Genomic DNA, 23,820 nt, shown 5'->3' on the forward strand with positions numbered 1-23,820 from the left:
CCGCCACGCTGCCGGCCCCCGCCACGCTGCCGGCCTCCGCCACGCTGCCGGCCTCCGGTGCGGCCGCGGTGGAGCCGGGCGAAGCGGTGAGCGGCGGCGGGCGGTCGGTCCTCCGGCGCGTCCGCGCGATGGCGGGGGAGCTCAAGGGGCGGATGGGACTCGCCCTGCTGCTCGGGAGCCTGGCCCTGGGGTCCGCCGTCGGGCTCATGGCGGTGTCCGGATGGCTCATCTCGCGGGCCTCCGAGCAGCCCCCCGTGCTGTATCTGATGGTGGCCGTCACCGCCACGCGGGCGTTCGGCATCGGCCGTGCCGTGTTCCGGTACGCCGAGCGGATCGTGTCCCACGACGCCGTGCTGCGCATGCTCGCGGAGCTCCGGGTCTCCGTCTACCGGCGGCTGGAGCGCATCGCCCCCGCCGGGCTGCGCCGCACCCGCCGCGGCGACCTGCTCTCCCGGCTCGTCCAGGACGTCGACGCCCTGCAGGACTACTGGCTGCGCTGGCTGCTCCCCGCGGGCGCCGCGCTCCTGGTGGGGGCGGGCTCGGTCGGGTTCACGGCCTGGCTGCTGCCCGAGGCCGGGGCGGTGCTCGCCCTGGGCCTGCTCGCCGCCGGGGTGGCCGTACCGCTGGTGAGCGGGGCCATCGCCCGCCGGGCCGAGCGCCGGCTCGCACCGGCCCGTGGCGCGCTCGCCACCACGGTCGTCGATCTGCTGCGCGGCTGCGCCGAACTGACGGTGGCGGGGGCGCTGAGGGACCGTATCGAGCGAGCCAGGGCCGCCGACCGGTCGCTCACCTCCATTGCCTCCCGGCAGGCGGCCGCCACCGCGCTGGGGGCCGGGCTCTCGGCACTCGCCTGCGGGCTGACGGTCGCCGCCGCGGCGCTCATCGGCGTCCAGGCCGTCCGCGACGGGCGGCTCGACGGGGTGGCGCTCGCCGTCGTCGTCCTCACCCCGCTCGCCGCCTTCGAGGCTGTCACCGGTCTGCCGCTGGCCGTCCAGTACCGCCAGCGCGTCAAGCGCAGTGCCGAGCGGGTGCACGAGGTGCTCGACGCCCCCGTGCCCGTACACGAGCCGGAGCACCCCGCCGTACCTCCGCAAAACCCGTTCCCGCTGGAGGTCGTCGGCCTCTCCGCCCGCCACGCCGGGCAGGAGCGGGACGCGCTCAGCGGCTTCGCGCTGACCCTGGAGGCCGGACGGCGGGTCGCCGTCGTGGGCGCCTCCGGATCGGGGAAGACCACGCTCGCCCAGGTGCTGCTCCGATTCCTGGACGCCGACGCCGGCTCGTACCTTCTCGGCGGGGCGGACGCGGCGGCGCTCGACGGCGACGACGTCCGCCGCTTCGTCGGGCTCTGCGCCCAGGACGCGCACACGTTCGACAGCACGCTCCGCGAGAACCTGCGGCTGGCCCGGACCGGCGCGAGCGACGACGACCTGAGAGCGGCGCTCGGCCGGGCCCGTCTCCTCGACTGGGTGGAGAGCCTGCCGGACGGCCTGGACACCCTCGTGGGCGAGCACGGGTCGCGGCTCTCGGGAGGCCAGCGTCAGCGCCTCGCCCTCGCCCGGGCGCTGCTCGCCGACTTCCCCGTTCTCGTCCTGGACGAGCCGGCCGAACACCTCGACCTGGCCACGGCGGACGCGCTCACCGACGATCTGCTGCGGGCCACCGAGGGCCGCACCACCGTCCTGATCACTCACCGTCTGCGCGGCCTCGACGCCGTCGACGAGGTGGTGGTCCTGGACGACGGCCGGATCGTGCAGCGCGGACCGTACGCGGAGCTGGCGGAGGCAGCAGGACCGCTGCGCCGGATGCTGCGGCGGGAGCAGGAGAGCGACCTGCTGCTCGCTCCCGGCGGGGCCATCCATACGCACCCGACTTTTCTCGCCAAATAGGACTTACTAGGCTCAATTCCATGACCGCCGCCGTGCCCGACGTCCCGGACCCGCTCGAAGCCGCGACCCGGGCCACGCGCAGCCTCCAGGGCCTGGCCACCGAACTCACCGCGCGAGTGCCACAACTCCTGGAGGCCATGCGTTCGGTCGGCACGGGGCTCGAACTGCACGCCACCCTCGACCGCATCTGTGAGACCGCGGCCGAACTCGCCGACGCCCGCTACGCCGCCCTCGGCGTCGTCGACGAGGAGGGCGACGGGCTCTCCGACTTCGTCACCCACGGCGTCGGCGACGACGTGGCCCGCCGGATCGGCCGGCGCCCCGACGGGCGTTCGGGGCTGCTCGGCGCGCTGATCCGCGACCCCGCGACGATCCGGCTCGCCGATCTGTCCGCCGACCCGCGCGCCGCCGGCTTTCCCGCGGGGCACCCTCCGATGCGGAGTTTCCTCGGCGTGCCCATCCGGGTCCAGGGGGAGATCTTCGGCAACCTCTACCTCGCGGAGAAGAAGAGCGGCGGCGCGTTCGACGACTACGACGTCCACATGGTGCGGGTCCTCGCCACCGAGGCGGGGATCGCCATCGGGAACGCCCGCCTCTACGAGGCGGCCCGCCGACGCGAGCGCTGGATCGACGGCTCCGTCGCGGTGACCACGGCCCTGCTCTCCGGGGGCGACGCGGACGAAGCGCTCACGGTGGTCGCCGAGCAGGCCCGCAGGCTCGCCGACGCGGCCGCCGGCATCGTCCTGCTGCCCGCCGAGGACGGAGGGCTGGAGATCGTCGCCGTCGCCTCGGAACGGGCGACCAAGTCGCTCGGCGTGGTGATCCCCTCGGAGAGCACCGTGGTGGCGCGGCTGCTCGAAGGCGAGGCGGTGTTCATGGAGGACGCCTCCAGCGATCCGCGCATGTTCAGCCGGCTCGCGGCGCAGTACGGGCCCAGCATGCTGCTGCCGCTGCAGAGCGGAGGGAAGGTGCTCGGTGCGCTCGCCACCCCCCGCGCGCGGGGCGCGCGGCCGTTCACCGAGACCGAACGGACTCTCGCCACCCAGTTCGCCTCCCAGGCCGCGCTCGCGCTGATGATGGCCGACGCGCAGCGCGACCGGGAGCGGCTCGCCGTCTACGAGGACCGCGACCGGATCGCCCGCGACCTGCACGACCTCGTCATCCAGCGCCTGTTCGCCACCGGGATGATGCTGGAGAGCGCCCAGCGCAGGTCGGTCGTGCCGGCCGTACGCGAGGGCGTCGGCAAGGCGGTGGACGAACTGGACGTGACCATCCAGGAGATCCGTACCGCCATCTTCGCGCTCCAGCAGGGACCGGCCGAGGCACCGTCCGGGCTGCGCACCCGCATCCTGCGGGAGATCAACATGGCGGCGGTGCCGCTCGGCTTCAAGCCCGCGCACCGCTTCCTCGGCGCGATCGACTCGACGGTCGGCGACCTCACCGGCAAGAACCTCATCGCCGCCCTGCGCGAGACGCTGTCCAACGCCTTCCGGCATGCGGAGGCGACCCGGATCGAGGTCGTCGTCGATGCCGGGGCCGAGCTTCCGGACGGCACCGCCGGGGTCCGGCTCTCGGTCGCCGACGACGGCGTCGGCATCCCGGAGGGCGGCCGGCGCAGCGGATTGCGCAACCTGGCACGGCGGGCGGAGTCGCTGGGCGGGGCGAGCTGGTGCGGCCCGGGCATCGGCGAGGGCGGCAGAGGGACGACGGTGGTGTGGGAGGCCCCGCTGTAGCCCCGCCGTAGCCCCGCCGTAGCCCCGCCGTCGGGCGGCGTCTAGAGGCGCGGTCCCGCGGCCCCCGCGACCTCTTCGAGGATCTGCTCGATGACGACGGCGACTCCGTCTTCGTTGTTCGCGACCGTACGGCCCGAGGCGGCGGAGATCACGTCGGGGTGGGCGTTGCCCATCGCGTACGAGCGACCGGCCCAGGTGAGCATCTCGATGTCGTTGGGCATGTCGCCGAAGGCGACGACCTCGTCCGCGGAGATGCCGCGTTCGGCACAGCAGAGGGCGAGGGTGGAGGCCTTGGAGACGCCGAGGCTGCTGATCTCCAGCAGCGCGGTGGGGCTGGAGCGGGTGAACGACGCCAGTGAGCCGGCGGCCGTGCGGGCCGTGGCCAGGAAGGCGTCGGGGTCGAGCTCCTGGTGCTGGGCGAGCAGCTTGAGTACGGGGGCGGCGGCACCCGGCTCCTCCTCGAAGAGGAGTTTCTCGGCCGTGGCGACGGTCGCGCCGGGGTCGAGGAAGAAGGGCGGGTACTCCGGCTCGTAGTGGATGCCGGTGGTGAGCTCGACCGCGAAGGAGGTGCCCGGGGCGGCCGCACGCAGCGTCGTTACGACGTCGAGGGCGACGGATCGTTCCAGCGGGCGCACCTCAAGGAACGTTCCGCCTGCGTGCAGGTCCACCACTGCCGCACCGTTGGCGCAGATCGCCAGGCCGTGGCCGTGGACGTGGTCGGCGACCACGTCCATCCAGCGGGCCGGGCGGCCGGTGACGAAGAAGACCTCGACACCGGCCCGCTCCGCGGCGGCGAGCGCCGCGACCGTGCGGTCCGAGACGGACTTGTCGTCGCGCAGCAAGGTGCCGTCGAGATCGGTGGCGATCAGCCGGGGGGCCGGGGCGGCAGGGCGCACGGAGTGGGGTGAGGTCACCGATCCATTCTTCCGCACAAGCTGCACGGGCGTGCGCGGGGTCGCACATCTGAGGCCCCCGGCCGCCCGTCGACCGCCATCGAGCCGCCCGCCGAGCCGAGCTTTGAGCCGACCGTCCGTGCCGAGCCTTGCGCCGACCGTCGGTCGTCGACCGTCTACCGTCCGTGGTCGTCAGGGGGCGGTCTCAGGCGAGCTGAGCCACCGCCTCGGTGGCGATCTTCTCGAAGACGGCCTGGTCGGCGGCGAAGTCCGAGTCGCTGATCGGCCAGTGGATCACGATCTCGGTGATACCCAACTCCCGGTGGCGGCCGGCGAAGTCGACGAACGCGTCGAGGGACTCCAGTGGGCGGCCGCGGTCCGGGGTGAAGCCGGTGAGCAGGATCTTGTCCAGTTCGGCCATGTCCCGGCCGATCTCCGCGCACGCCTTGCCGAGCTTCTCGATCTGGCCCCCGATGGCCTCGACGGACTGCTCGGAGGTGCCCTCCTCGAAGAGCTTCGGGTCGCCCGTCGTCACCCATGCCTGACCGTGGCGGGCGGCCAGCTTCAGTCCACGCGGGCCGGTCGCGGCGACCGCGAACGGCAGCCGGGGGCGCTGGACGCAGCCGGGGATGTTCCGGGCCTCTTGGGCGGAGTAGTGGGTGCCCTGCTGGGTGACCGCGTCCTCGGTGAGGAGGCGGTCGAGGAGGGGAAGGAACTCGCCGAACCGGTCCGCCCGCTCGCGCGGTGTCCATGCCTCCTGTCCGAGCACGGTGGCGTCGAAACCGTTGCCGCCGGCGCCGATGCCGAGGGTGAGGCGGCCGCCCGAGATGTCGTCGAGGGAGATGAGCTCCTTGGCGAGCGTGACGGGGTGGCGGAAGTTCGGGGACGTCACCAGGGTGCCCAGGCGCAGCCGCTCGGTGGCCGTCGCGGCGGCGGTGAGCGTGGGGATCGCACCGAACCACAGCCCGTCCCGGAACGACCGCCACGACAGGTGGTCATAGGTGTAAGCGGCGTGGAACCCGAGTTCTTCGGCCCGCCGCCAGATCTTCTGTCCTTCGCCCCATCGGTGGATGGGGAGGATCACCGTGCTCAGACGCATGCCCCAGACGATACGCGGGCTTCCCTCTGCCACGGATGTGCCGGCGCAGCAGGTTCAGGAAGTCAGGTCGGCGTCGCGATGGAGGCCGCTACCGTGGCCCCATGGGCACGCTGGGTAAGGCCGAACTCGAAGCCATGATCGACGAGGCGACTGTCGATGCCTACAACGAGGATGAGCAGCTGACCGGTCTGTTCACCATGCTTGAGGAGTACCTCGACCTACCCTTCACCACAGAGGTTCTCGGCGTCGAGGTAACTGTGCACGGCGTCGACCTCATGCCCGACGGAAGGATCGTCGCCTTGTGCTCTCGCGGCGGTATGCGGCAGTCGATCGGAATCCTGGAACTGCCGTTGCCCAGCCCGGCGCCTGAGGGCGCGGAGTGGATCGAGGCGTACCGTCACTGGGCCGGTTGAGGCCGGGCGCCTCACAGTTCACACGGAACCGGCTTGTATGGAGAGGCTGAACGTGACTGACGCCGAACAGGGCACGCATCAGGGCGCCGTAGGGCCCTCGCTGGCCGACCTCATCGAGCGCAGTGCCGAGTTGAAAGGGCAGCTGGTCGCCTTCGCGCAGAGCGCTCCCTTCGACCGGTGGTTGACGTCCCTCCTACTGGAGGCCGCAGGGCCTGAGCGGCAGTTGGACGAGGGCGAGGCGATCCGGATCACCGACCAATTCATCCTGCGGTACCGCCTGCCGGACGGTTCGACCGTGGTGGACAGGTTCGTCGCCGTGCGGAAGGACTTGACCGCGGCCGACCGGGAGATGCTGCTCGGCTGGCGTGACCCGGTCGAGGGCATCTTCGAGATCCAGCGCAAGGACGGGGATGCCGTCGTCCTGCTGAACCTTGTCGACGACCTGGAGTACCGCACGTACTCGAATGTCGGGCGGGCGGTATTCCGCGGAGTGTCCAAAGGGGGATTCCTTCACACCTGCCTGGTGCCCGTCCACTCGGCCGACGGGACGTGGCTGGTGTCCGGAGCGATGTCGAGCTACCCCAGGTCCAGCGCCACCGAGATCGCCCAGGCTGCGCTCGAACTGGCCACCACCCGGCCCGAGCTTGTCTTCCGCAACCCCGAGAAGATCGAGCAGGGATGGCAGCGGATGCGGGAGGACCGGGCCGCTTTCATGGTTCTGCGGCAGCGACGAACTGGTCCTTCCGCCTGCCGAAGCCGAGGACCTCCTCAACGCCTACTACCGCCACCGCCAGGAGGCCGCCGTCGCCGGACGGCCGGGCCGTGCCCGGGGCAGACGGCTTCCCGGCCTGGACCTGCCCTTCTTCGCACTGCCGCGAGAGCTCGCGTACTCGGACACCATTGGTGTCATCTACGACCAGGTCGACGGGCTCAACTTCTACGCGGACTACGGGATACTGCGGGACCTCTTCGCGGACCCCACCCTCGCGGGCCGCAGGCAGCACCAGGACCTGCTGCGCACGTACCTGCGCGAGGAGTCGATCGCGCCGCTACCGATCCACCGGCTGGCCACCGCCCACCCGGAGACCGCTGACGAGGTGTTCCGGAAGCTCCTGCGGAAACCCGGATTCACCTGGAGCGAGCACGGTGAGACGCTGCTGCGCCGACGGAAGCCCTGGTACTACGACAACGAGCTCCGTCCGGGCGTCTCCGTCATCGGCAACCGCCTCAGCAGGCTCGCCGCCGGCCGTCGGTAGTCGCCGCGGAGTGCCAGCGAGTTAATAGGCCATGTACTACACTTTCCCCATGGACACGCCCCGCCCAGGCAAGACCCGAGTCACCAGCGTCTCTCTGCGCGCCGAGACCCTGGAGGCGATCCGTGCACGCGCCGGCAAGCAAGGCGTCTCCTCTTATATCGAGGAGGCCGTACAGCGGCAGCTCCAGCGCGAGGCCATCGACGAGTACATCGCCGCCGCTGAAGCGGAGCACGGCCCTGTCGACCCTGCCGAGGTGTCGGACAAGGCCGAGCGCATCCGCGCCCACCACGCTGCCCATCGAGGCGACTCCGCTCCAGCGGACGCCGCATGAGCGGGACTCTCGTTCTCGACAGCGAGGCCCTCTCCAAGCTCTCCCGTCGGCACCGCTACATGACCGTATGGCTGGACGTCGCCCGCAGACTGGACCTGCTCGTCGTGACAAGCGCCGCCACGCTGGTGGAGGCGCACGACCCGAAGGTGCCGCAGGCGGCGTTCGACCATGCCGTTTCCCTGGCCAAGGTGCGCCCCGTCACGGAGGAGATCGCACGTGCGGCGAGCAGACTGCTCGCCGCCGAAAACCTGCACGGTCACAAGTACGCCATCGATGCGATGCTCGCGGCCACAGCTCACGTGGAGCACGGCGACGTCACTGTCATCACGAGCGACACGGATGACCTGCGCCGGCTGTGCCACCCTCGGATCGCCGTCGAGTCGATCTGAGCGCCCACCCCGCCCCTTCCTGCACCCTTGCCGCGTTTCCGCAGGTCAGCGCGTGATGGGCGAACGAGGCTTGACTGACGTCACCAGGGTGCCCAGGCGCAGCCGCTCAGTGGCCGTCGCGGCGGCGGTGAGCGTGGGGATCGCACCGAACCACAGCCCGTCCCGGAACGACCGCCACGACAGGTGGTCATAGGTGTACGCGGCGTGGAAGCCCAGCTCCTCGGCGCGCTGCCAGCGGTCGCGGCCGCCCTCGTGCCAGCGGTGGACGGGCAGGATCACGGTGCTCAGGCGGAGAGTCATGCCCACGAGCGTACGACCGTCGAGCCGATCCTCGTCCCGTACCGATCCTCCGGGCGCAATCGCTCCGTGCGTCGGGGAGCGGGGTTCAGCCGGGGAAGCGGAGGAACTCCGGAGGGACCGCGTCCGTCAGCCAGACACCGTTGGCGCTGACGTGGAAGAGATGGCCGGCGCGGTACATCGCGCCGGCGTCCACGCTGAGGACCACGGGACGTCCCCGCCGCGCTCCGACGCGGGTGGCGGTCTCCCGGTCGGGGGAGAGATGGACGTGGTGGCGGGCCATCGGTCGGAGGCCCTCGGCCCGGATCGCGTCCAGGCGGGCGGCGACCGTACCGTGGTAGAGGTACGCGGGCGGCTCGGCGGCCGGCAGGTCCAGGTCGACGTCGACGGTGTGGCCCTGGCTGGCGCGGATCCGCGTTCCCTCGATCGCGAAGCGCTTCTTGTCGTTGGTGGCGACGACATGGTCGAGCTCTTCGCGGGTGATCGGGAAGCCGTGCTCGGCCGTCGCACGCAGGAGCGTGTCGATCTCGGTCCAGCCGTTCGCGTCGAGGACGAGACCGATCCGCTCGGGCTGATGCCGCAGATGCTTCGAGAGGTACTTCGACACCTTCACGGTGCGTCTGTCGTCCATGGGTCGATTCATGGCGTCAGAATGCCGGAGCTCGGATCGACGGACCATTCAATTGAAGCGCACATGTTTGATCCACAGCCAAGTGGAGTTATCCACAAGGGAATTGAAGCATCTGTGGACAACGTCGGCCCAACATAAGGTCATTTGGCCAACCTAGCGGACTTCGTCCGCACTTGCCGTAAGAGCATCCAATGTTCGTGTCTGTACCTCGCGTTCGGCGGCCGCGGTGATGAACGCGGCCACGTTCTCCGCGCCAACGAGCTGCTGAACGGCCCGGATCGTCCCCGAGGGAAGGGTGACCGGTCGCGGCTCGTCGTCCCGGACGGGCACAGGATCGGCGGACAGGTGGTGCTGCAGATGGCGGGTGGCGAACAGCCGCATCGCCCTGGCCAGTTCCGCGTCCACGGTCTGCTGTGCCAGGGGTCTCAGTCTGCGCACCATCGTCGCCGCGGCGGCCGCGTCGGCGTCCGTCGGCGGGCGGTGCTCCAGATAGCGGGCGAAGACATGCTCGGTGGTGAACTCCAGGAAGCGGGAGGCGATGTGCTCGACCTGGCCCCGAAGCTCCCGAAGATGTCCGGAGATTGCGGAGAGCGGTACGCCGGCTGCGTACAACTCGGCTGCCACCGCAAGCTCTTGGGGGCTCGGTACGAGGAACTCGTCCTCCCGGTCCGCGATCGGTTCCAGCACACCCAGCTCGATCGCCTCGCGGATCGCCTCCTCGTCCGGCTTGCCGCCGAACGTGGCGTCCAGCTCTTCTCGCGAGATCCGGTCGGCCTCCTCGTCCGTCCATGGGCCGTCGACCTCGGCGACCAGACCCAGCACACCGCCGAGCCCGCGCCCCGCGTCCCAGGCCTCCAGCAGTTCCTTGATGGAGGCCAGGGTGTAGCCGCGGTCCAGCAGATCCGCGATCTGCCGCAGCCGCGCCAGATGCGTGTCTCCGTACACATTGGATCTGCCGCGGCGCTCCGGGCGCGGCAGCAGGCCGCGATCCTGGTAGGCGCGGATCGTCCGGACCGTGGCACCGCTGTGGTGGGCCAGATCCTCGATCCGGTACTCCGCCGGGGACGGCGGCTGTCCGCCCCCGGCCGACTGCGCTGACTGCTCCGACACAACCGCTCCCACCGCTTGCTCCGCCTGCCTCAACCTCCGATAGTGCCGGATCGGATACGAGACGCCTCATGCCCGCCCTCGATCGGACGGTTCTTCTACGTCGGCGGCTCCCACCGGGCCAGGACGCGCAGCGCCCTGGGGGCGAAACGGGACATGAAGTGGGCTCCACGCGCCTCGGGGGTAACCGGGACGACGGCCTGGTTGCGCACCACCGCGCGCAGGATCGCGTCCGCGACCTTCTCCGGCGGGTAGTTTCGCAGTCCGTAGAGGCGAGAGGCCTCCTTCTGCCGTCGCTTCTCTTCCTCCTCGCCGGCGCCGGCGAACCGAGCCGTCGCGGTGATGTTGGTGTTCACGATGCCGGGGCAGATCGCCGAGACACCGATGCCCTGACCGGCCAGTTCGGCGCGCAGGCACTCGCTCAGCATCAGCACGGCCGCCTTGGACGTGCTGTACGCCGGCAGAGCGCGGGAGGGCTGAAAGGCGGCCGCCGAGGCGGTGTTGACGATGTGGCCGCCCTGACCGCGCTCGGCCATCTGACCGCCGAAGATCCGGCAGCCGTGGATGACACCCCACAGATTGACGTCGAGGACCTTCTTCCACTCCTCGGCGGTCGTCTCGAAGAACGAGCCCGTCAGGCCGATGCCCGCGTTGTTGACCAGGACGTCGACGATTCCGTAGTCGCTCGCCACCTTCGCCGCGAGCTTCTCCATGGCCTGCTCGTCGCTGACGTCGACGGTCTCCCCCCAGGCCTCGGGGGCGCCGATGAGCCGGGACATCTCCGCCGTCCGAGCCGCGCCCTCGCCGTCCCGGTCGACCGCGACGATCCGCGCGCCCGCCTCGGCGAACGCGAAGGCGGTGGCCCGGCCTATGCCGCTGGCCGCGCCGGTCACCAGAACCAGCTGGCCGCCGAACCGCTCCGCGTACTCCGGCCTGACCCCGCTCCGGGCCGCCGCCCTCGGCGCCTTCGTGGACGGCTCCTCGTTCGCCTCCACGAACGTGCCGATCCAGGCGGCCAGTTGCTCGGGCCGGGTGCGCGGCACCCAGTGCTTGGCCGGCAGGGAGCGGCGGGTGAGATCGCGTACCCAGGTGGCGAGGTCGTCGTAGAGCCGCTCGGAGAGGAAGATGTCGCCGGTCGGTGTGATCAGCTGCACCGGTGCGTGCGCGTACGCGTCGGCGCGGGGGCGGGTGAGCCGGGCGCGGACGTTGTCCCGGTAGAGCCAGGCGCCGTGCGCCGCGTCGCTGGGCAGGGAGGGTGTCGGATAGTCGCCCGCCGGGACCTTCTCGACCCGCTGGAGGATCTTCGGCCACCGCTTGCCGAGGGGGCCGCGCCAGGCGAGCTCGGGCAGCACGGGCGTGTGCAGCATGTACACGTACCAGGACTTGGCGCCCTGGCCGAGGAGCTGGCCGACCCGGCGCGGGGTCGGGCGGGCCATGCGCTGCTTGATCCAGTGCCCGAAGTGGTCGAGGGACGGGCCGGACATCGAGGTGAAGGAGGCGATCCGGCCCTCCGTGCGCGGGACGGTCACGAACTCCCACGACTGCACCGAACCCCAGTCGTGCCCGACCAGGTGGACGGGCCGGTCGGGAGAGACCGCGTCGGCCACCGCCAGGAAGTCGTCCGTCAGCTTCTCCAGGGTGAACCCGCCGCGCAGCGGCGTCGGTGCCGTGGAGCGGCCGTGGCCCCGGACGTCGTACAGCACCACGTGGAACCGCTCGGCGAGCCGGTGCGCGACCTCCGACCAGACCTCCTTGGAGTCGGGGTAGCCGTGCACGAGCAGGACGGTCGGCCGGCTCTCGTCACCCAGCTCGGCGACGCACAGCTCGATTCCCCCCGTACGGACCCAGCGCTCCCGCGCCCCCTCGAGACTCACGTTCACGCCGCCCCTTCCTCAGCCCAGCGCCGCACGTGCGGCAGATCGTCGTCCAGCCAGAACGCGCTCTGTTCGGGATCCGTCGAGTCGGTGACGACCAGGATCTCCTCGAACTTCGCGCCCGTACCCCGGAACCCGAGATGCGGCTCGACCGCCCACAGCCCCGGACGCGGCGGATGGTCGGAGAATGTGTACGGCGACCAGAGCGGCGACCAGCCTTCGCGGTGACCGTGCACGGCGTCGCTCGCCAGCCCCTTCAGCGACTGGGTGCCGAAGCCGAAGAGCGTGGGCGACCAGCGCCGCTCCTTCACCCGGTCGATCTTGTGGGCGATCACGCCGAAGGGGTAGGCGCGGTGCCGGTTGGCGTACCCCTGGCGGACCATGAGCCGGTCCACGTTCTCGTAGATCTCCCGCAGCGAACGGCGTTCGCGCACCTGGTCCAGGATCAGCTCGCGGTGCGCCTTCAGATCGGCGAGCAGCTTGTCGTGCAGGGGGTTGAGGCCCAGACAGCCGGAGTAGCCGATGTCCGAGGTGTAGCCCTTGTACACCGGGGCCATGTCGAGGATGAACGGCATCCCCGCCTCCAGCCGCCGGTTCGTGGGGAAGAACTGCAGCGGGATCTTGAAGTCCACGAACGCCGTGCGGTCGCCGAACCAGGCGAAGGGCCGGTGGAACCAGTCCCGCACCCCCCGCTCGTACAGCCAGTCCCGCTGCATCTTCGCGGCCTCGCGCTCGGTCACGCCCGGCTTGAGCTGCGCCGCGACCGCCTCCGCGCACTCGTAGGCGAGGCGCTGCACTTCCCTGAACCCCCGCAGCTCCGCGGCCGGTTCGCTTCTCACTGCTGAGGCCATGCCACCCCGCCCGTCCGATGTGAGCGTCTGCGTGCGCTACGTGTCCGTAACTTGACACTGATGAATGTGACAATGCTCGGCGGCTACGTCAAGGGGCGTGCGTGAGCCTGTGGAAAACGACTTTGGTCTCGACTCCCCTACGGGTTCGTACGCCTGGAGTCGGATACGGATCGAGCCGTTGGGCTGACGACTGCTGTGGTCTGCGCCACTACGGTCGAACCGTGACTGTGATCGCCACCGAAAGCCTCAGCAAGCGGTTCCCCCGGGTGACCGCTCTCGACCGGCTCTCCCTGGACATCGGGCCCGGTGTGACCGGACTGGTGGGTGCCAACGGAGCCGGTAAGTCCACGATGATCAAAATATTGCTCGGTCTGTCCCCCGCCACGGAGGGCCGCGCCGAAGTGCTCGGCCTGGACGTCGCCACGTCCGGCGCCCAGATCCGTGAGCGGGTCGGATACATGCCCGAGCACGACTGCCTCCCGCCGGACGTGTCGGCGACCGAGTTCGTCGTCCACATGGCACGGATGTCGGGCCTGCCCGCCACCGCCGCCCGCGAGCGGACGGCCGACACCCTGCGCCACGTCGGTCTGTACGAGGAGCGGTACCGCCCCATCGGCGGCTACTCCACCGGCATGAAGCAGCGGGTGAAGCTGGCCCAGGCGCTGGTCCACGACCCGCAGCTGGTCCTTCTCGACGAGCCGACGAACGGCCTCGACCCGGTCGGCCGTGACGAGATGCTCGGCCTGATCCGCCGGGTCTGGACCGAGTTCGGCATCTCGGTCCTGGTGACCTCCCACCTCCTCGGCGAGCTGGAGCGCACCTGCGACCACGTCGTCGTCATCGACGGCGGGCGGCTGCTGCGCTCCAGCTCCACCAGCGACTTCACCCAGACCACCACGACCCTCGCGGTCGAGGTCACCGACTCCGACACCCACCCCGACGGCACGGCGGCGCTGCGCGCGTCGCTCGCCGCGGCGGGAGTCACCCTGCACGAGGGCGTCGAGGACGGGCTCCCCGGCGCGGGCCACATCCTGCTGGTGGAGGCCGCCGGCGAGGAGACATACGACCTGGTCCGCGACACCGTCGCCGACCTCGGCCTCGGTCTCGTCCGCATGGAGCAGCGCAGGCACCACATCGCCGAGGTCTTCCGCACCGAGGGCTCTCAGGAACAGCAGCAGGAGGTGCCGGCGCGATGAGCTTCCAGGCCCATACCCCCGAGGCGCAGACGCCCGAGACGACCCGGATCCACAACATCGGGTACCGCAACTACGACGGGCCGCGCCTCGGCCGTTCGTACGCGCGCCGGGCGCTGTTCTCGCAGTCGCTCCGCGGCGCGTACGGACTCGGCCGCAGCGCCAAGTCCAAGGTGCTGCCGATGATCCTCTTCGCGGTGATGTGCGTTCCCGCGCTGATCATCGTCGCGGTCGCGGTCGTCACCAAGGCGCCCAAGCTCGCGATCGAGTACACGCAGTACGCGATCTACCTCCAGCTCGTCATCGCCATCTATCTGGCCGCCCAGGCACCCCAGTCCGTCTCCCGCGACCTCCGGTTCAGGACCGTCCCGCTGTACTTCTCGCGTCCGATCGAGCGCGTGGACTACGTCCTCGCCAAGTACGGCGCGATGGCCTCGGCGCTCTTCATCCTCACCGCCGCCCCGCTGCTGATCCTCTGGATCGGTTCGCTCCTCGCCAAGCTGGACTTCGCCGACCAGACCAAGCTCTTCGGGCAGGGACTCGTCTCCGTGGCGCTGCTGTCGCTGCTCTTCGGCGGCATCGGCCTGGTCATGGCCGCGCTCACCCCCCGGCGCGGCTTCGGCGTCGCCGCCGTGATCGCCGTGCTGGTGATCTCGTACGGTGCGGTCTCCACCCTGCAGGGCATCGCGTTCGGCACGGACAATCTCGACGCCATCCCGTGGATGGGCCTGTTCTCGCCGATCACCCTCATCGACGGCGTCCAGACCGCCTTCCTCGGGGCGCCGTCCGCCTTCCCCGGCGGGGCGGCCGCCGCTCCGGGCGCCGGAGCCGGCGCGGTCTACGTGCTGGTCGTCCTCGCGCTCATCGCCGGCTCCTACGGTGTCCTGATGCGCCGCTACCGAAAGGTCGGGCTGTGACCGCCCACCCGTCGCCCACCACCACCCTTCCAAAGAATGGGCTGCGCCCATGAGCATTGTTTCCATCGACCACACCTCGCGGTGGTTCGGCAACGTCGTGGCCGTCAACGACGTCACCATGACGATCGGCCCCGGTGTCACCGGCCTCCTCGGCCCCAACGGCGCCGGGAAGTCCACCCTCATCAACATGATGGGCGGGTTCCTCGCCCCCTCCACCGGCACGGTCACTCTCGACGGGCAGCCGATCTGGCGCAACGAGTCCGTCTACCGGCAGATCGGCGTCGTGCCCGAGCGGGAGGCGATGTACGACTTCCTCACCGGCCGTGAATTCGTCCTGGCCAACGCCGAGCTGCACGGGCTCGGCGCCAAGGAGGCCCAGCACGCGCTCGCCACGGTCGAGATGGAGTACGCCCAGGACCGCAAGATCGCCACGTACAGCAAGGGCATGCGGCAACGCGTGAAGATGGCCTCGGCCCTCGTCCACGACCCGTCCGTGCTCCTGCTCGACGAGCCGTTCAACGGCATGGACCCGCGCCAGCGCATGCAGTTGATGGACCTGCTGCGCCGGATGGGATCGGCGGGCCGCACGGTGCTGTTCTCCTCGCACATCCTGGAGGAGGTCGAGCAGCTCGCCTCGCACATCGAGGTGATCGTGGCCGGACGGCACGCCGCCTCCGGCGACTTCCGCAAGATCCGTCGGCTGATGACGGACCGGCCGCACCGCTATCTCGTACGGTCCAGCGACGACCGGGCCCTGGCCGCCGCGCTCATCGCCGACCCGTCCACGGCCGGCATCGAGGTCGACCTGGCGGAGGGCGCACTGCGCATCCAGGCGGTCGACTTCGGGCGTTTCACGGAGCTGCTGCCCCAGGTCGCCCGGTCGCAGGGCATCCGCCTGATGACGGTCTCGCCCTCGGACGAGTCCCTCGAATCGGTCTTCTCGTACCTCGTAGCGGCCTGAAAGGAGCCTGACCGATGTACAACCCCACAGTCGCCCGGCTCACCTACCGGGCCCTGCTCGGCCGCCGGCGGGCGCTGATCCTCTTCGCACTCCCCGCTCTCCTGCTGCTGATCGCCGCCGCGGTACGGGCCTTCAACGGTGCGGACGACCAGGTCGCGGCCGATGTCCTCGGCGGGTTCGCGCTCGCCACGATGGTGCCGCTGATCGGTGTCATCGCCGGAACGGGCGCGATCGGCCCGGAGATCGACGACGGTTCGATCGTCTATCTGCTGTCCAAGCCGGTGAAGCGGCCGACGATCATCTTCACCAAGCTGATCGTGGCGATCGCCGTGACGATGGTCTTCTCGGCCGTCCCCACGTTCGTCGCGGGCATGATCCTCAACGGCAACGGCCAGCAGGTGGCGGTGGCGTACACCGTCGCGGCGCTGGTCGCCTCCATCGCCTACAGCGCGCTGTTCCTGCTGCTCGGCACGGTCAGCCGCCATGCGGTGGTCATCGGGCTGGTCTACGCCCTGGTGTGGGAGGCCCTGTTCGGCTCCCTGATCTCGGGGGCGAAGACGCTCAGCGTGCAGCAGTGGGCGCTGGCGGTCGCCCAGAAGGTCAGCGGCGAGGGCCTGGTCACCTCGGACGTCGGTCTTCCGGCGGCGGTGGCGCTGCTGGTCGGCGTGACGGTGCTCGCGACCTGGTACGCGGGCCAGAAGCTGCGGACGCTGAAGCTGGCGGGCGAGGAGTAGGACCCGCGGCGGCGGGGGGCCTGCCGGTCCGGGCCGGGGTCACCCCCGCCCGGGCCCGAATCCCGCCGCGGGCCCGGGCCGGCCCGGGGGTCTCAGACCTCCCGGTCCGGGGGTCTCACGCCTCCCGGGCCGCGGGGCCATCAGACCTTGCGGGCCGGCCGGCCATCAGACCTTGCGGTCCCTCGCCGCGAGCAGCCCGATCCCCAGGGCAGCCGCGCAGACACCCAGCACCAGCACGATCGGTACCGTCCAGGAGCCGGTCGCCTGGTGAACCGCGCCGGCGGCCAGCGGCCCGGCCGCGGCGAGCAGATAGCCGACGGTCTGGGCCATCCCGGACAGCCGGGCGGCGGTGACCGCGTCACCGCTGCGCAGCACGATCAGGGTCAGGGCGAGACCCACCGCACCGCCCTGGCCGACGCCGAGGACGGCGGACCACAGCCACGCCCCCTGCACGGGCGCGATCATCAGCCCCGCGTAGCCGATGGCCACCATCGTCGTGACCAGCACGACCAGCGGGCGCTGGCTCCGCATCCGGCCCGCGAGGAGCGGTACGGCGAACGCGCCGGCCACCTGGATCAGGTTGTTGAAGGCGAAGATCACGCCCGCCGTCGAGCGGCTCATCCCGTGATCCGTGAAGATCGTCGGCATCCAGGCGATCAGGACGTACGACCAGAGCGACTGCAGGCCCATGAAGAGGGTCACCTGCCAGGCCAGCGCCGAGCGCCACACGTTCCGCGTGCCGGGAGCAGGAGCGGCGGTGCGTACCTCATGGCCCGTGCGGCCCCGCGCGATCACCACCTGCGGCAGCCACGCCAGCGCCGCGAGCGCCGCCAGCAGTGACCAGAAGCCCAGGGACGCCTCCCAGCTCCCGCCGAAGGCCTGCTCCAGCGGCACGGACGCCGCCGCGACCACCGTCGCACCCGCGATCATCGCCCCGGTGTAGACCGAGGTCATGGACGCCGCCCGGTCCGGGAAGTCCCGCTTGATCAGCCCCGGCATGAGGACGTTGAGCAGGGCGATCGCCGTGCCGACCAGGATCCCGCCGCCGTACAGCGCGTACACCGACGGCAGGACCCGTACGAGGATGCCGGCCCCGAGCAGCACCAGCGCCGCGCACAGCACCGGTTCGGCACCGAAGCGCCGCCCCAGCCAGGGCGCCACCAGCGCGCCGAGCCCGAGGAAGAGCACCGGTACGGACGTCACCAGCGATGTCGCCGTCGAGGAGAGGCCGAAGGCCGCCGCGATCTCACCCACCAGCGGGGACACGCTCGCGAGCGCCGCCCGCATGTTGAGCGAGGCCAGCACGATCCCGGCCATCAGCAGCGCCGGGTGGGCGAGCAGGGCCCGCCGCCCGGCGGCTCCTCGGGCGGAGGGACGGACGCCGGCCTCGGCATCGACGAGCGTGGCGGTGTCCGTCGCTCTGTGCTGTGTTGCTTCCGGGCGGGACAAGACGAAGGGCCTCTCTCTTCTGTACGTACGGTGGTTCAACGGGCTCTGCCCGTACGGGGGCTCAGCGGGCGGTCAGTGCCGCGACCGTCTCCATCGGTAGGCGCAGCAGCTCCCGCGCCCCCGCCTCCGCGCCCGCCGGATCCCCCGACTCGATCGCCGCGACCAGCGCTTCGTGGGCGTCGATGTCGACCGGCGGCATCTCCCCGTCCCCGAGCGCCCGCACCAGCACCTCGTGCACCTGGGTGGAGAAGAAGCGGTACACCTCCGCGAAGGCGGCGTTGTGCGTGGCCTCGACGACCGCGAGGTGGAAGGCCATGTCCGCGTCCGCGTCGCGGTCGCCCTCCTCCCGGAGGGTCGCCAGGGCCGCCCGCAGCCGCAGCAGGTCGTGGGTGTCCCTGCGTACCGCCGCGAGGCGCGCCGCCTCCGCCTCCAGTGCCACCCGCAGTTCGAGGACGTCCATGGCACCCGCATGGCGCATTCCCCGCAGCACGGCGGCCGGGTCGGCGGTCGACCTGACAAACGTGCCGTTGCCCTGGCGGGACTCAAGGAGCCCGGCGTGGACCAGCACCCGTACCGCCTCGCGGACCGTGTTGCGGCCTACGCCCAGCTGCTCGGCGAGCTCGTGCTCGGTCGGAATGCGGTCGCCGACCGCCCATTCCCCCTCCGTGAGCTGGCCGCGCACCTGCTCGACCACGGAGTCCACCAGCGAGGTCCGCCCCGCCGCCTTCAGTGCCATCACCCCTCCATTCGCCCGGTTGCCCAGTCATCCTACAACTGACGGGGCGGGGGTCCCGGACTACTGTGGGCCCGTACGCGGACACGAACACCCTCACCACCTTCGGGAGTCAGTCATGTCAGACCGCTTCGACGTCGTCGTACTCGGAGCAGGCCCCGGCGGCTACGTCGCCGCCATCCGCGCCGCCCAGCTGGGCAAGCGGGTCGCGGTCGTCGAAGAGAAGTACTGGGGCGGTGTCTGCCTGAACGTCGGCTGCATCCCCACCAAGGCGCTGCTGCGCAACGCCGAGCTCGCCCACATCTTCAACCACGAGGCCAAGACGTTCGGCATCAAGGTCGACGGCACGGTCTCCTTCGACTACGGCGAGGCGTTCCGCCGCAGCCGCACGGTCGCGGACGGCCGGGTCAAGGGCGTCCACTTCCTGATGAAGAAGAACGGGATCACCGAGTTCGACGGCCGCGGCACCTTCGTGGACGCGAACACCCTCCAGGTGGCCAAGGCCGACGGCACCTCTCAGACGATCACCTTCGACAACTGCATCATCGCCACCGGCGCCACCCCGAGGCTGCTGCCCGGCACGGCCCGCAGCGAGCGCGTGGTGACGTTCGAGGAGCAGATCGTCGCCGAGGACGTGCCGCAGTCGATCATCATCGCCGGCGCCGGCGCGATCGGCATCGAGTTCGCGTACGTCCTGCACAACTACGGCGTGAAGGTCACCATCGTCGAGTTCCTGGACCGGATCGCGCCGCTGGAGGACGTGGACGTCTCCAAGGAGCTGGCCAAGCAGTACCGCAAGCTCGGCATCGACGTCCTGACCTCCACCCGGGTCGAGACGATCGACGAGTCCGGTCCGCAGGTCCGTGTCACCGTCACCGGCAAGGACGGTGCGCAGAAGGTCCTGGAGGCCGACAAGGTCCTGCAGGCCATCGGCTTCGCGCCGAACGTCGCCGGCTACGGCCTGGAGAACACCGGCGTGGCCGTGACCGAGCGCGGAGCGATCGACGTCGACGGCCGGTGCCGCACCAATGTGCCGCACATCTACGCCATCGGTGACGTCACCGCGAAGCTGATGCTCGCGCACACCGCCGAGTCGATGGGTGTCGTCGCCTCCGAGACCATCGCGGGCGCCGAGACCATGGAGCTCGACTACCCGATGATCCCGCGCGCCACCTACTGCCAGCCGCAGATCGCCAGCTTCGGCTGGACCGAGGCGCAGGCGCGGGAGAAGGGCTTCGACGTCAAGGTCGCGAAGTTCCCCTTCACCGCGAACGGCAAGGCGCACGGCCTCGGCGACTCGACGGGCTTCGTGAAGATCATCAGCGATGCGAAGTACGGCGAGATCATCGGCGCGCACCTGATCGGCCCGGACGTCACCGAGCTGCTGCCCGAGCTGACGCTGGCCCAGCAGTGGGACCTGACGGTCCACGAGGTGGCGCGGAACGTCCACGCGCACCCGACGCTGGGCGAGGCCGTGAAGGAAGCGATCCACGGTCTTGCCGGACACATGATCAATTTCTAGGGATTTCTCAGGTGTCTCCCACCTCGGGGTGGTAGGCACTGAGAGGTGCCGATCCGGGAACCTCACCCGCCGGGTGGCGAACCGTCCCGACCGATCAGGTCGTGGGTGCGTTCGTCACCCGGTACGCATGTCTGGCTGCTCGTCATCGCGCTCACCAGCGTGGTCATCGCGCTGGCCTCGGACGGCCTCCAGCACTACCTGCTGCACCGCAACAGCAGCAATCTGCACCAGCTCTCCCACCATCCGTTGCGGGCGCTGCTCGGCAGCGCGTTCTGGATCGAGAACCCGTCGAGCCTGGTGCTGTACGCGCTGCTCTTCGAGGTCTTCCACGCCCCGGTGGAACGGTGGATCGGGACGCAGCGGTGGCTCTTCACCGTGGCCACGGCACACATCGCGGCAACGCTCATCAGCCAGAACGTGGTCCTGGAGGCGATCCAGGACCATGACGTGCCGCGGAGCATGGCGCATGTGGTGGACATCGGGGTGAGCTACGGGCTCGCGGCGTCGGCCGGGATCCTGACGTACCGGCTGCCGCGGCCGTGGCGGTGGTTCTACGTGGCGGGGGCGGTCGCCTTCTTCGCCGTACCGCTGTGCACCAGCCATTCGTATACGGATCTGGGGCACGCGATCTCGCTGGCGATCGGGCTCGCCTGCCGACCGTTGACGCGGCATAAACCGGTGGCTGCCGAACCCCCGTTCGTCGCACACTAGTTGTGCGGGAACGACCCGCGGGAGTCACGAGACCGGGCAGTCCGGAGGCCGGGCAGTCACGAGACCGGGGAGGAGCGCGACGTTGACCGACACCAGTTCGAGCCGGAGTTCGAGTCCGTCGAGCTCCCTGCAGGGCGGCGCTCAGTGAGCACCGCCGGGGCGGCCGCTTCGAGCGCGCGGATCGCACACCGCGCGGGCCGCCCACCCGGAGGATTGGCCGAGTGGTAAGGCAGCGGCTTGCTAAGCCGTCGTCGGGGTCAACCCCCGCGCGCGTTCGATCCGCGCATCCTCCGCACTCCGCGGCCCTGGAACGATTGCTCCGGATCTCTACTTCTGCAGCAGGCGCTCCAGGACGACCGCGATGCCGTCGTCCTCGTTGGAGGTCGTCACCTCGTCCGCGATCGCCTTCAGATCCTCATGGGCGTTCGCCATCGCCACGCCCCGCGCCGCCCAGCCGAACATCGGAATGTCGTTCGGCATGTCACCGAAGGCGATCGTCTCCGCCGCCTTCACGCCCAGCCGGCGCGCCGCCAGCGACAGACCTGTCGCCTTGCTCAGGCCGAGCGGCAGGATCTCCACGATCCCCTGGCCCGCCATGACCACGTCCACCAGGTTGCCGACCGTCTCGCGCACGACCCGGGTCAGCTCGTCGTCCGTCAGCGTCGGGTGCTGGAGGTAGACCTTGGTCAGCGGGGCGGCCCACAGCTCCGCCGGGTCCTCGTACGGGACGTACGGCAGCGGGCCCTCGTGGGCCCGGTAGCCGGGGCCCATCAGAACCTCGCCGTCGAGGCCGTCGCGGCTGGCGGCCAGCGCCAGCGGGCCTACCTCCGCCTCGACCTTCGACAGCGCGAGACCGGCCAGCTGCCGGTCCAGCGTCACCGAGGTGAGGAGGCGGTGCTCGCCCGCGTGGTAGACCTGCGCGCCCTGACCGCACACCGCGAGCCCCTCGTACCCGAGGTCGTCGAGGATGTGCCGCGTCCAGGGCACGGCCCGGCCGGTGACGACGATGTGCGCGGCCCCCGCCGCCACCACGGCGGCGAGAGCGTCACGCGTCCGGTCCGAGATCGACTCGTCGGAGCGCAGCAGCGTCCCGTCGAGATCGGTCGCGACGAGCCGGTAGGGGAAGGGGCTCACTTGGAGATCGGCTCCAGCACCTCACGGCCGCCGAGGTAGGGGCGCAGCACCTCGGGCACCCGCACCGAGCCGTCAGCCAGCTGGTGGTTCTCCAGGATCGCCACGATCGTGCGCGGGACGGCGCACAGCGTGCCGTTCAGCGTCGCCAGCGGCTGGACGACCTTCTTGCCGTCGCGGTCGTCGCGCATCCGGACCGACAGCCGCCGCGCCTGGAAGCCGTCGCAGTTCGACGCCGAGGTCAGCTCGCGGTACTTGCCCTGCGTCGGGATCCACGCTTCGCAGTCGAACTTCCGCGAGGCCGATGCGCCCAGGTCGCCGGTGGCCACGTCGATGACCTGGAAGGGCAGCTCAAGGCTGGTCAGCCACTGCTTCTCCCACTCCAGGAGGCGCTTGTGCTCGTTCTCGGCGTCCTCCGGAGCGACGTACGAGAACATCTCGACCTTGTCGAACTGGTGGACCCGGAAGATGCCCCGGGTGTCCTTGCCGTAGGTGCCCGCCTCGCGGCGGAAGCACGGCGAGAAGCCGGCGTAGCGCAGCGGCAGCTTGTCCGCGTCGATGATCTCGTCCATGTGGTACGCGGCGAGGGGCACCTCGGACGTGCCGACGAGGTAGTAGTCGTCCTTCTCCAGGTGGTACACGTTCTCCGCGGCCTGGCCGAGGAAGCCGGTGCCCTCCATGGCGCGCGGGCGGACCAGCGCCGGCGTCAGCATCGGGATGAACCCGGCCTCCGTCGCCTGGGCGATGGCCGCGTTGACGAGAGCGAGCTCCAGCAGAGCGCCGACGCCCGTCAGGTAGTAGAAGCGCGAACCGGAGACCTTGGCGCCGCGCTCGACGTCGATGGCGCCCAGCGCCTCGCCCAGCTCCAGGTGGTCCTTCGGCTCGAAGCCCTCGGCCGCGAAGTCGCGGACGGTGCCGTGCGTCTCCAGGACGACGAAGTCCTCCTCGCCGCCGACCGGGACGTCGGTGTGGACGATGTTCCCGAGCTGGAGCAGGAGCGCCCGCGCGGTCTCGTCGGCCTCGTTCTGCTCGGCCTCGGCGGCCTTGACGTCGGCCTTGAGCTGCTCGGCCTTCTGCAGGAGCTCGGCGCGCTCCTCGGGGGTGGCCTTGGGGATCAGCTTGCCGAGCGCCTTCTGCTCGGATCGGAGCTCGTCGAAGCGGACGCCGGACGACCTGCGCCGCTCATCGGCGGAGAGCAGGGCGTCGACGAGCGCGACGTCCTCTCCACGGGCGCGCTGGGAGGCGCGAACACGGTCGGGGTCCTCACGGAGCAGGCGAAGGTCAATCACCCCACCAGGCTACCGGTGTGGGCTCGGGCCCCCCTACCCGATATCGCCTTGCGTGTCACTTTGCCCGAATTGGCATAGTTGGGACAGGATTGAAGGCCGAGTGGGGGCGGGCGGTAGGTGGGCGGGGAGCGAGCGGGAGGCAAGTGGGAAGCGAGTGGGAAGCAGGCGGGGGCGAGTGGGGCGACGCGGTAAACGGACGCCCTATTCGTCAATAAGCAGTGCATCAGCCCCCGAAAAGGGCGGATCGGCGTGCGCGGCTTGACCGAACCGGCTGATGGATCAAGGGACTTCTCCACAGGGGTGAGCCGGTCGACTTAGTTATCCACAGGCTGTGTGGAAGATCTGTGGATTCCGGAGGAGATCGTTCCGAATGGGGCGCGTGGGGTCGGGAATTCCCCGAGCAAGCCTCCCTCAGGCGCT

23 protein-coding genes, 1 tRNA gene and 1 pseudogene are annotated in these 23,820 nt (G+C 70.6%); 13 read left to right on the plus strand and 12 right to left on the minus strand.

Annotated elements, in window-relative coordinates:
• Together cydC and J7E93_RS25975 are read left to right on the plus strand one after the other, a co-directional pair.
• The coding region (cydC, locus tag J7E93_RS25970; RefSeq protein ID WP_215072373.1) for a thiol reductant ABC exporter subunit CydC at positions 1 to 1,886 on the plus strand (1,886 nt) is incomplete at its 5' end.
• A 20-nt stretch (positions 1,887 to 1,906) separates the two neighbouring features.
• On the plus strand, positions 1,907 to 3,619 hold the full coding sequence (locus J7E93_RS25975) for a GAF domain-containing protein (protein ID WP_215072374.1): 1,713 nt from the start codon (positions 1,907 to 1,909) through the stop codon (positions 3,617 to 3,619).
• Positions 3,620 to 3,660: 41 nt separating this feature from the next.
• Here the strand turns inward: J7E93_RS25975 and J7E93_RS25980 are convergent, their stop codons facing one another.
• Positions 3,661 to 4,533, minus strand: a complete 873-nt coding sequence (locus J7E93_RS25980) for a Cof-type HAD-IIB family hydrolase (RefSeq protein WP_215072375.1) — start codon at positions 4,531 to 4,533, stop codon at positions 3,661 to 3,663.
• A 184-nt stretch (positions 4,534 to 4,717) separates the two neighbouring features.
• On the minus strand, positions 4,718 to 5,611 hold the full coding sequence (locus J7E93_RS25985; RefSeq protein ID WP_215072376.1) for an LLM class flavin-dependent oxidoreductase: 894 nt from the start codon (positions 5,609 to 5,611) through the stop codon (positions 4,718 to 4,720).
• 101 nt (positions 5,612 to 5,712) lie between these two features.
• On the opposite strand from J7E93_RS25985, the gene J7E93_RS25990 reads away from it, so the two are divergent.
• On the plus strand, positions 5,713 to 6,024 hold the full coding sequence (locus J7E93_RS25990; protein WP_215072377.1) for a calcium-binding protein: 312 nt from the start codon (positions 5,713 to 5,715) through the stop codon (positions 6,022 to 6,024).
• Positions 6,025 to 6,217: 193 nt separating this feature from the next.
• Here J7E93_RS25990 and J7E93_RS37395 read toward each other — a convergent pair whose 3' ends face one another.
• Positions 6,218 to 6,559 (minus strand): hypothetical protein, encoded by a 342-nt coding sequence (locus tag J7E93_RS37395; RefSeq protein WP_251067097.1) that lies wholly within the window; start codon positions 6,557 to 6,559, stop codon positions 6,218 to 6,220.
• A 109-nt stretch (positions 6,560 to 6,668) separates the two neighbouring features.
• On the opposite strand from J7E93_RS37395, the gene J7E93_RS37400 reads away from it, so the two are divergent.
• The 3 genes from J7E93_RS37400 to J7E93_RS26005 are packed head-to-tail and all read left to right on the plus strand — an operon-like array spanning position 6,669 to position 8,000.
• The gene (locus J7E93_RS37400; RefSeq protein ID WP_251067098.1) at positions 6,669 to 7,280 is read left to right on the plus strand and encodes a hypothetical protein; all 612 of its coding nucleotides are present in this window, start codon (positions 6,669 to 6,671) and stop codon (positions 7,278 to 7,280) included.
• A 49-nt stretch (positions 7,281 to 7,329) separates the two neighbouring features.
• Positions 7,330 to 7,611, plus strand: coding sequence for a hypothetical protein (locus J7E93_RS26000; protein WP_251067099.1), 282 nt, complete (start codon positions 7,330 to 7,332; stop codon positions 7,609 to 7,611).
• Positions 7,608 to 8,000, plus strand: coding sequence for a PIN domain-containing protein (locus J7E93_RS26005; RefSeq protein WP_215072379.1), 393 nt, complete (start codon positions 7,608 to 7,610; stop codon positions 7,998 to 8,000). Before J7E93_RS26000 ends, J7E93_RS26005 begins: the two co-directional genes overlap by 4 nt.
• 51 nt (positions 8,001 to 8,051) lie before the next feature.
• On the opposite strand, the pseudogene J7E93_RS26010 reads toward J7E93_RS26005, so the two are convergent.
• The 5 genes and pseudogenes from J7E93_RS26010 to J7E93_RS26030 all read right to left on the minus strand — a co-directional run.
• Positions 8,052 to 8,300, minus strand: a pseudogene (locus tag J7E93_RS26010) (LLM class flavin-dependent oxidoreductase); the annotation flags it as partial.
• An 85-nt stretch (positions 8,301 to 8,385) separates the two neighbouring features.
• Positions 8,386 to 8,928 carry an RNA 2'-phosphotransferase gene (locus J7E93_RS26015; protein ID WP_215072381.1) on the minus strand — a complete coding sequence of 181 codons (543 nt, stop codon included), beginning with the start codon at positions 8,926 to 8,928 and terminating at the stop codon, positions 8,386 to 8,388.
• Between the two features lie 153 nt (positions 8,929 to 9,081).
• Positions 9,082 to 10,038: a MerR family transcriptional regulator gene (locus tag J7E93_RS26020; protein ID WP_308368790.1), complete on the minus strand. Its 957-nt coding sequence runs from the start codon at positions 10,036 to 10,038 to the stop codon at positions 9,082 to 9,084.
• A gap of 95 nt (positions 10,039 to 10,133) precedes the next feature.
• Positions 10,134 to 11,909, minus strand: coding sequence for an SDR family oxidoreductase (locus J7E93_RS26025; protein ID WP_215072397.1), 1,776 nt, complete (start codon positions 11,907 to 11,909; stop codon positions 10,134 to 10,136).
• Positions 11,910 to 11,911: 2 nt separating this feature from the next.
• Positions 11,912 to 12,760, minus strand: a complete 849-nt coding sequence (locus tag J7E93_RS26030; protein WP_215072383.1) for a M24 family metallopeptidase — start codon at positions 12,758 to 12,760, stop codon at positions 11,912 to 11,914.
• A gap of 227 nt (positions 12,761 to 12,987) precedes the next feature.
• Between J7E93_RS26030 and J7E93_RS26035 the strand changes: the two genes are divergently transcribed.
• From J7E93_RS26035 to J7E93_RS26050, 4 genes are read left to right on the plus strand one after another with little or no spacing between them, the layout of a single operon-like run.
• Entirely contained in the window at positions 12,988 to 13,956 is a 969-nt protein-coding gene (locus J7E93_RS26035) for an ABC transporter ATP-binding protein (protein ID WP_215072398.1), read from the plus strand.
• Positions 13,953 to 14,870, plus strand: coding sequence for an ABC transporter permease (locus J7E93_RS26040; RefSeq protein ID WP_215072384.1), 918 nt, complete (start codon positions 13,953 to 13,955; stop codon positions 14,868 to 14,870). The genes J7E93_RS26035 and J7E93_RS26040 overlap by 4 nt, the downstream gene beginning before the upstream one ends.
• A gap of 49 nt (positions 14,871 to 14,919) precedes the next feature.
• The gene (locus J7E93_RS26045; protein WP_215072385.1) at positions 14,920 to 15,831 is read left to right on the plus strand and encodes an ABC transporter ATP-binding protein; all 912 of its coding nucleotides are present in this window, start codon (positions 14,920 to 14,922) and stop codon (positions 15,829 to 15,831) included.
• 14 nt (positions 15,832 to 15,845) lie between these two features.
• Entirely contained in the window at positions 15,846 to 16,565 is a 720-nt protein-coding gene (locus J7E93_RS26050) for an ABC transporter permease (protein ID WP_215072386.1), read from the plus strand.
• A 165-nt stretch (positions 16,566 to 16,730) separates the two neighbouring features.
• Here the strand turns inward: J7E93_RS26050 and J7E93_RS26055 are convergent, their stop codons facing one another.
• Positions 16,731 to 18,014, minus strand: a complete 1,284-nt coding sequence (locus J7E93_RS26055) for an MFS transporter (RefSeq protein WP_215072387.1) — start codon at positions 18,012 to 18,014, stop codon at positions 16,731 to 16,733.
• Between the two features lie 61 nt (positions 18,015 to 18,075).
• Positions 18,076 to 18,750 (minus strand): FadR/GntR family transcriptional regulator, encoded by a 675-nt coding sequence (locus J7E93_RS26060; protein ID WP_215072388.1) that lies wholly within the window; start codon positions 18,748 to 18,750, stop codon positions 18,076 to 18,078.
• A gap of 115 nt (positions 18,751 to 18,865) precedes the next feature.
• On the opposite strand from J7E93_RS26060, the gene lpdA reads away from it, so the two are divergent.
• The 3 genes from lpdA (at position 18,866) to J7E93_RS26075 (ending at position 21,273) form a co-directional block, all read left to right on the plus strand.
• On the plus strand, positions 18,866 to 20,269 hold the full coding sequence (lpdA, locus tag J7E93_RS26065) for a dihydrolipoyl dehydrogenase (protein ID WP_215072389.1): 1,404 nt from the start codon (positions 18,866 to 18,868) through the stop codon (positions 20,267 to 20,269).
• Positions 20,270 to 20,374: 105 nt separating this feature from the next.
• Complete coding sequence (locus tag J7E93_RS26070; protein WP_374105434.1) at positions 20,375 to 20,980, plus strand: rhomboid-like protein; 606 nt, start codon at positions 20,375 to 20,377, stop codon at positions 20,978 to 20,980.
• 207 nt (positions 20,981 to 21,187) lie between these two features.
• A tRNA-Ser gene (locus J7E93_RS26075) sits at positions 21,188 to 21,273 on the plus strand.
• Positions 21,274 to 21,307: 34 nt separating this feature from the next.
• Here the strand turns inward: J7E93_RS26075 and J7E93_RS26080 are convergent.
• The gene (locus tag J7E93_RS26080) at positions 21,308 to 22,114 is read right to left on the minus strand and encodes an HAD family hydrolase (RefSeq protein WP_215072390.1); all 807 of its coding nucleotides are present in this window, start codon (positions 22,112 to 22,114) and stop codon (positions 21,308 to 21,310) included.
• Positions 22,111 to 23,400 (minus strand): serine--tRNA ligase, encoded by a 1,290-nt coding sequence (gene serS / locus J7E93_RS26085; protein WP_215072391.1) that lies wholly within the window; start codon positions 23,398 to 23,400, stop codon positions 22,111 to 22,113. Before serS ends, J7E93_RS26080 begins: the two co-directional genes overlap by 4 nt.
• Positions 23,401 to 23,820: the final 420 nt, after the last annotated feature.

The sequence above is a fragment of the Streptomyces sp. ISL-36 genome, assembly GCF_018614205.1.
Taxonomy (GTDB): domain Bacteria; phylum Actinomycetota; class Actinomycetes; order Streptomycetales; family Streptomycetaceae; genus Streptomyces.

Bases quoted from the DNA above. Each gene is read 5' to 3' on its own strand.
- J7E93_RS26050 (WP_215072386.1), top strand. From the start codon at position 15,846: ATGTACAACCCCACAGTCGCCCGGCTCACCTACCGGGCCCTGCTCGGC.
- J7E93_RS25985 (WP_215072376.1), bottom strand. From the start codon at position 5,611: ATGCGTCTGAGCACGGTGATCCTCCCCATCCACCGATGGGGCGAAGGA.
- J7E93_RS26015 (WP_215072381.1), bottom strand. From the start codon at position 8,928: ATGGACGACAGACGCACCGTGAAGGTGTCGAAGTACCTCTCGAAGCAT.
- J7E93_RS26000 (WP_251067099.1), top strand. From the start codon at position 7,330: ATGGACACGCCCCGCCCAGGCAAGACCCGAGTCACCAGCGTCTCTCTG.
- J7E93_RS25975 (WP_215072374.1), top strand. From the start codon at position 1,907: ATGACCGCCGCCGTGCCCGACGTCCCGGACCCGCTCGAAGCCGCGACC.
- J7E93_RS26030 (WP_215072383.1), bottom strand. From the start codon at position 12,760: ATGGCCTCAGCAGTGAGAAGCGAACCGGCCGCGGAGCTGCGGGGGTTC.
- lpdA (WP_215072389.1), top strand. From the start codon at position 18,866: ATGTCAGACCGCTTCGACGTCGTCGTACTCGGAGCAGGCCCCGGCGGC.
- J7E93_RS25990 (WP_215072377.1), top strand. From the start codon at position 5,713: ATGGGCACGCTGGGTAAGGCCGAACTCGAAGCCATGATCGACGAGGCG.
- J7E93_RS26040 (WP_215072384.1), top strand. From the start codon at position 13,953: ATGAGCTTCCAGGCCCATACCCCCGAGGCGCAGACGCCCGAGACGACC.
- J7E93_RS26060 (WP_215072388.1), bottom strand. From the start codon at position 18,750: ATGGCACTGAAGGCGGCGGGGCGGACCTCGCTGGTGGACTCCGTGGTC.
- J7E93_RS26005 (WP_215072379.1), top strand. From the start codon at position 7,608: ATGAGCGGGACTCTCGTTCTCGACAGCGAGGCCCTCTCCAAGCTCTCC.
- J7E93_RS26045 (WP_215072385.1), top strand. From the start codon at position 14,920: ATGAGCATTGTTTCCATCGACCACACCTCGCGGTGGTTCGGCAACGTC.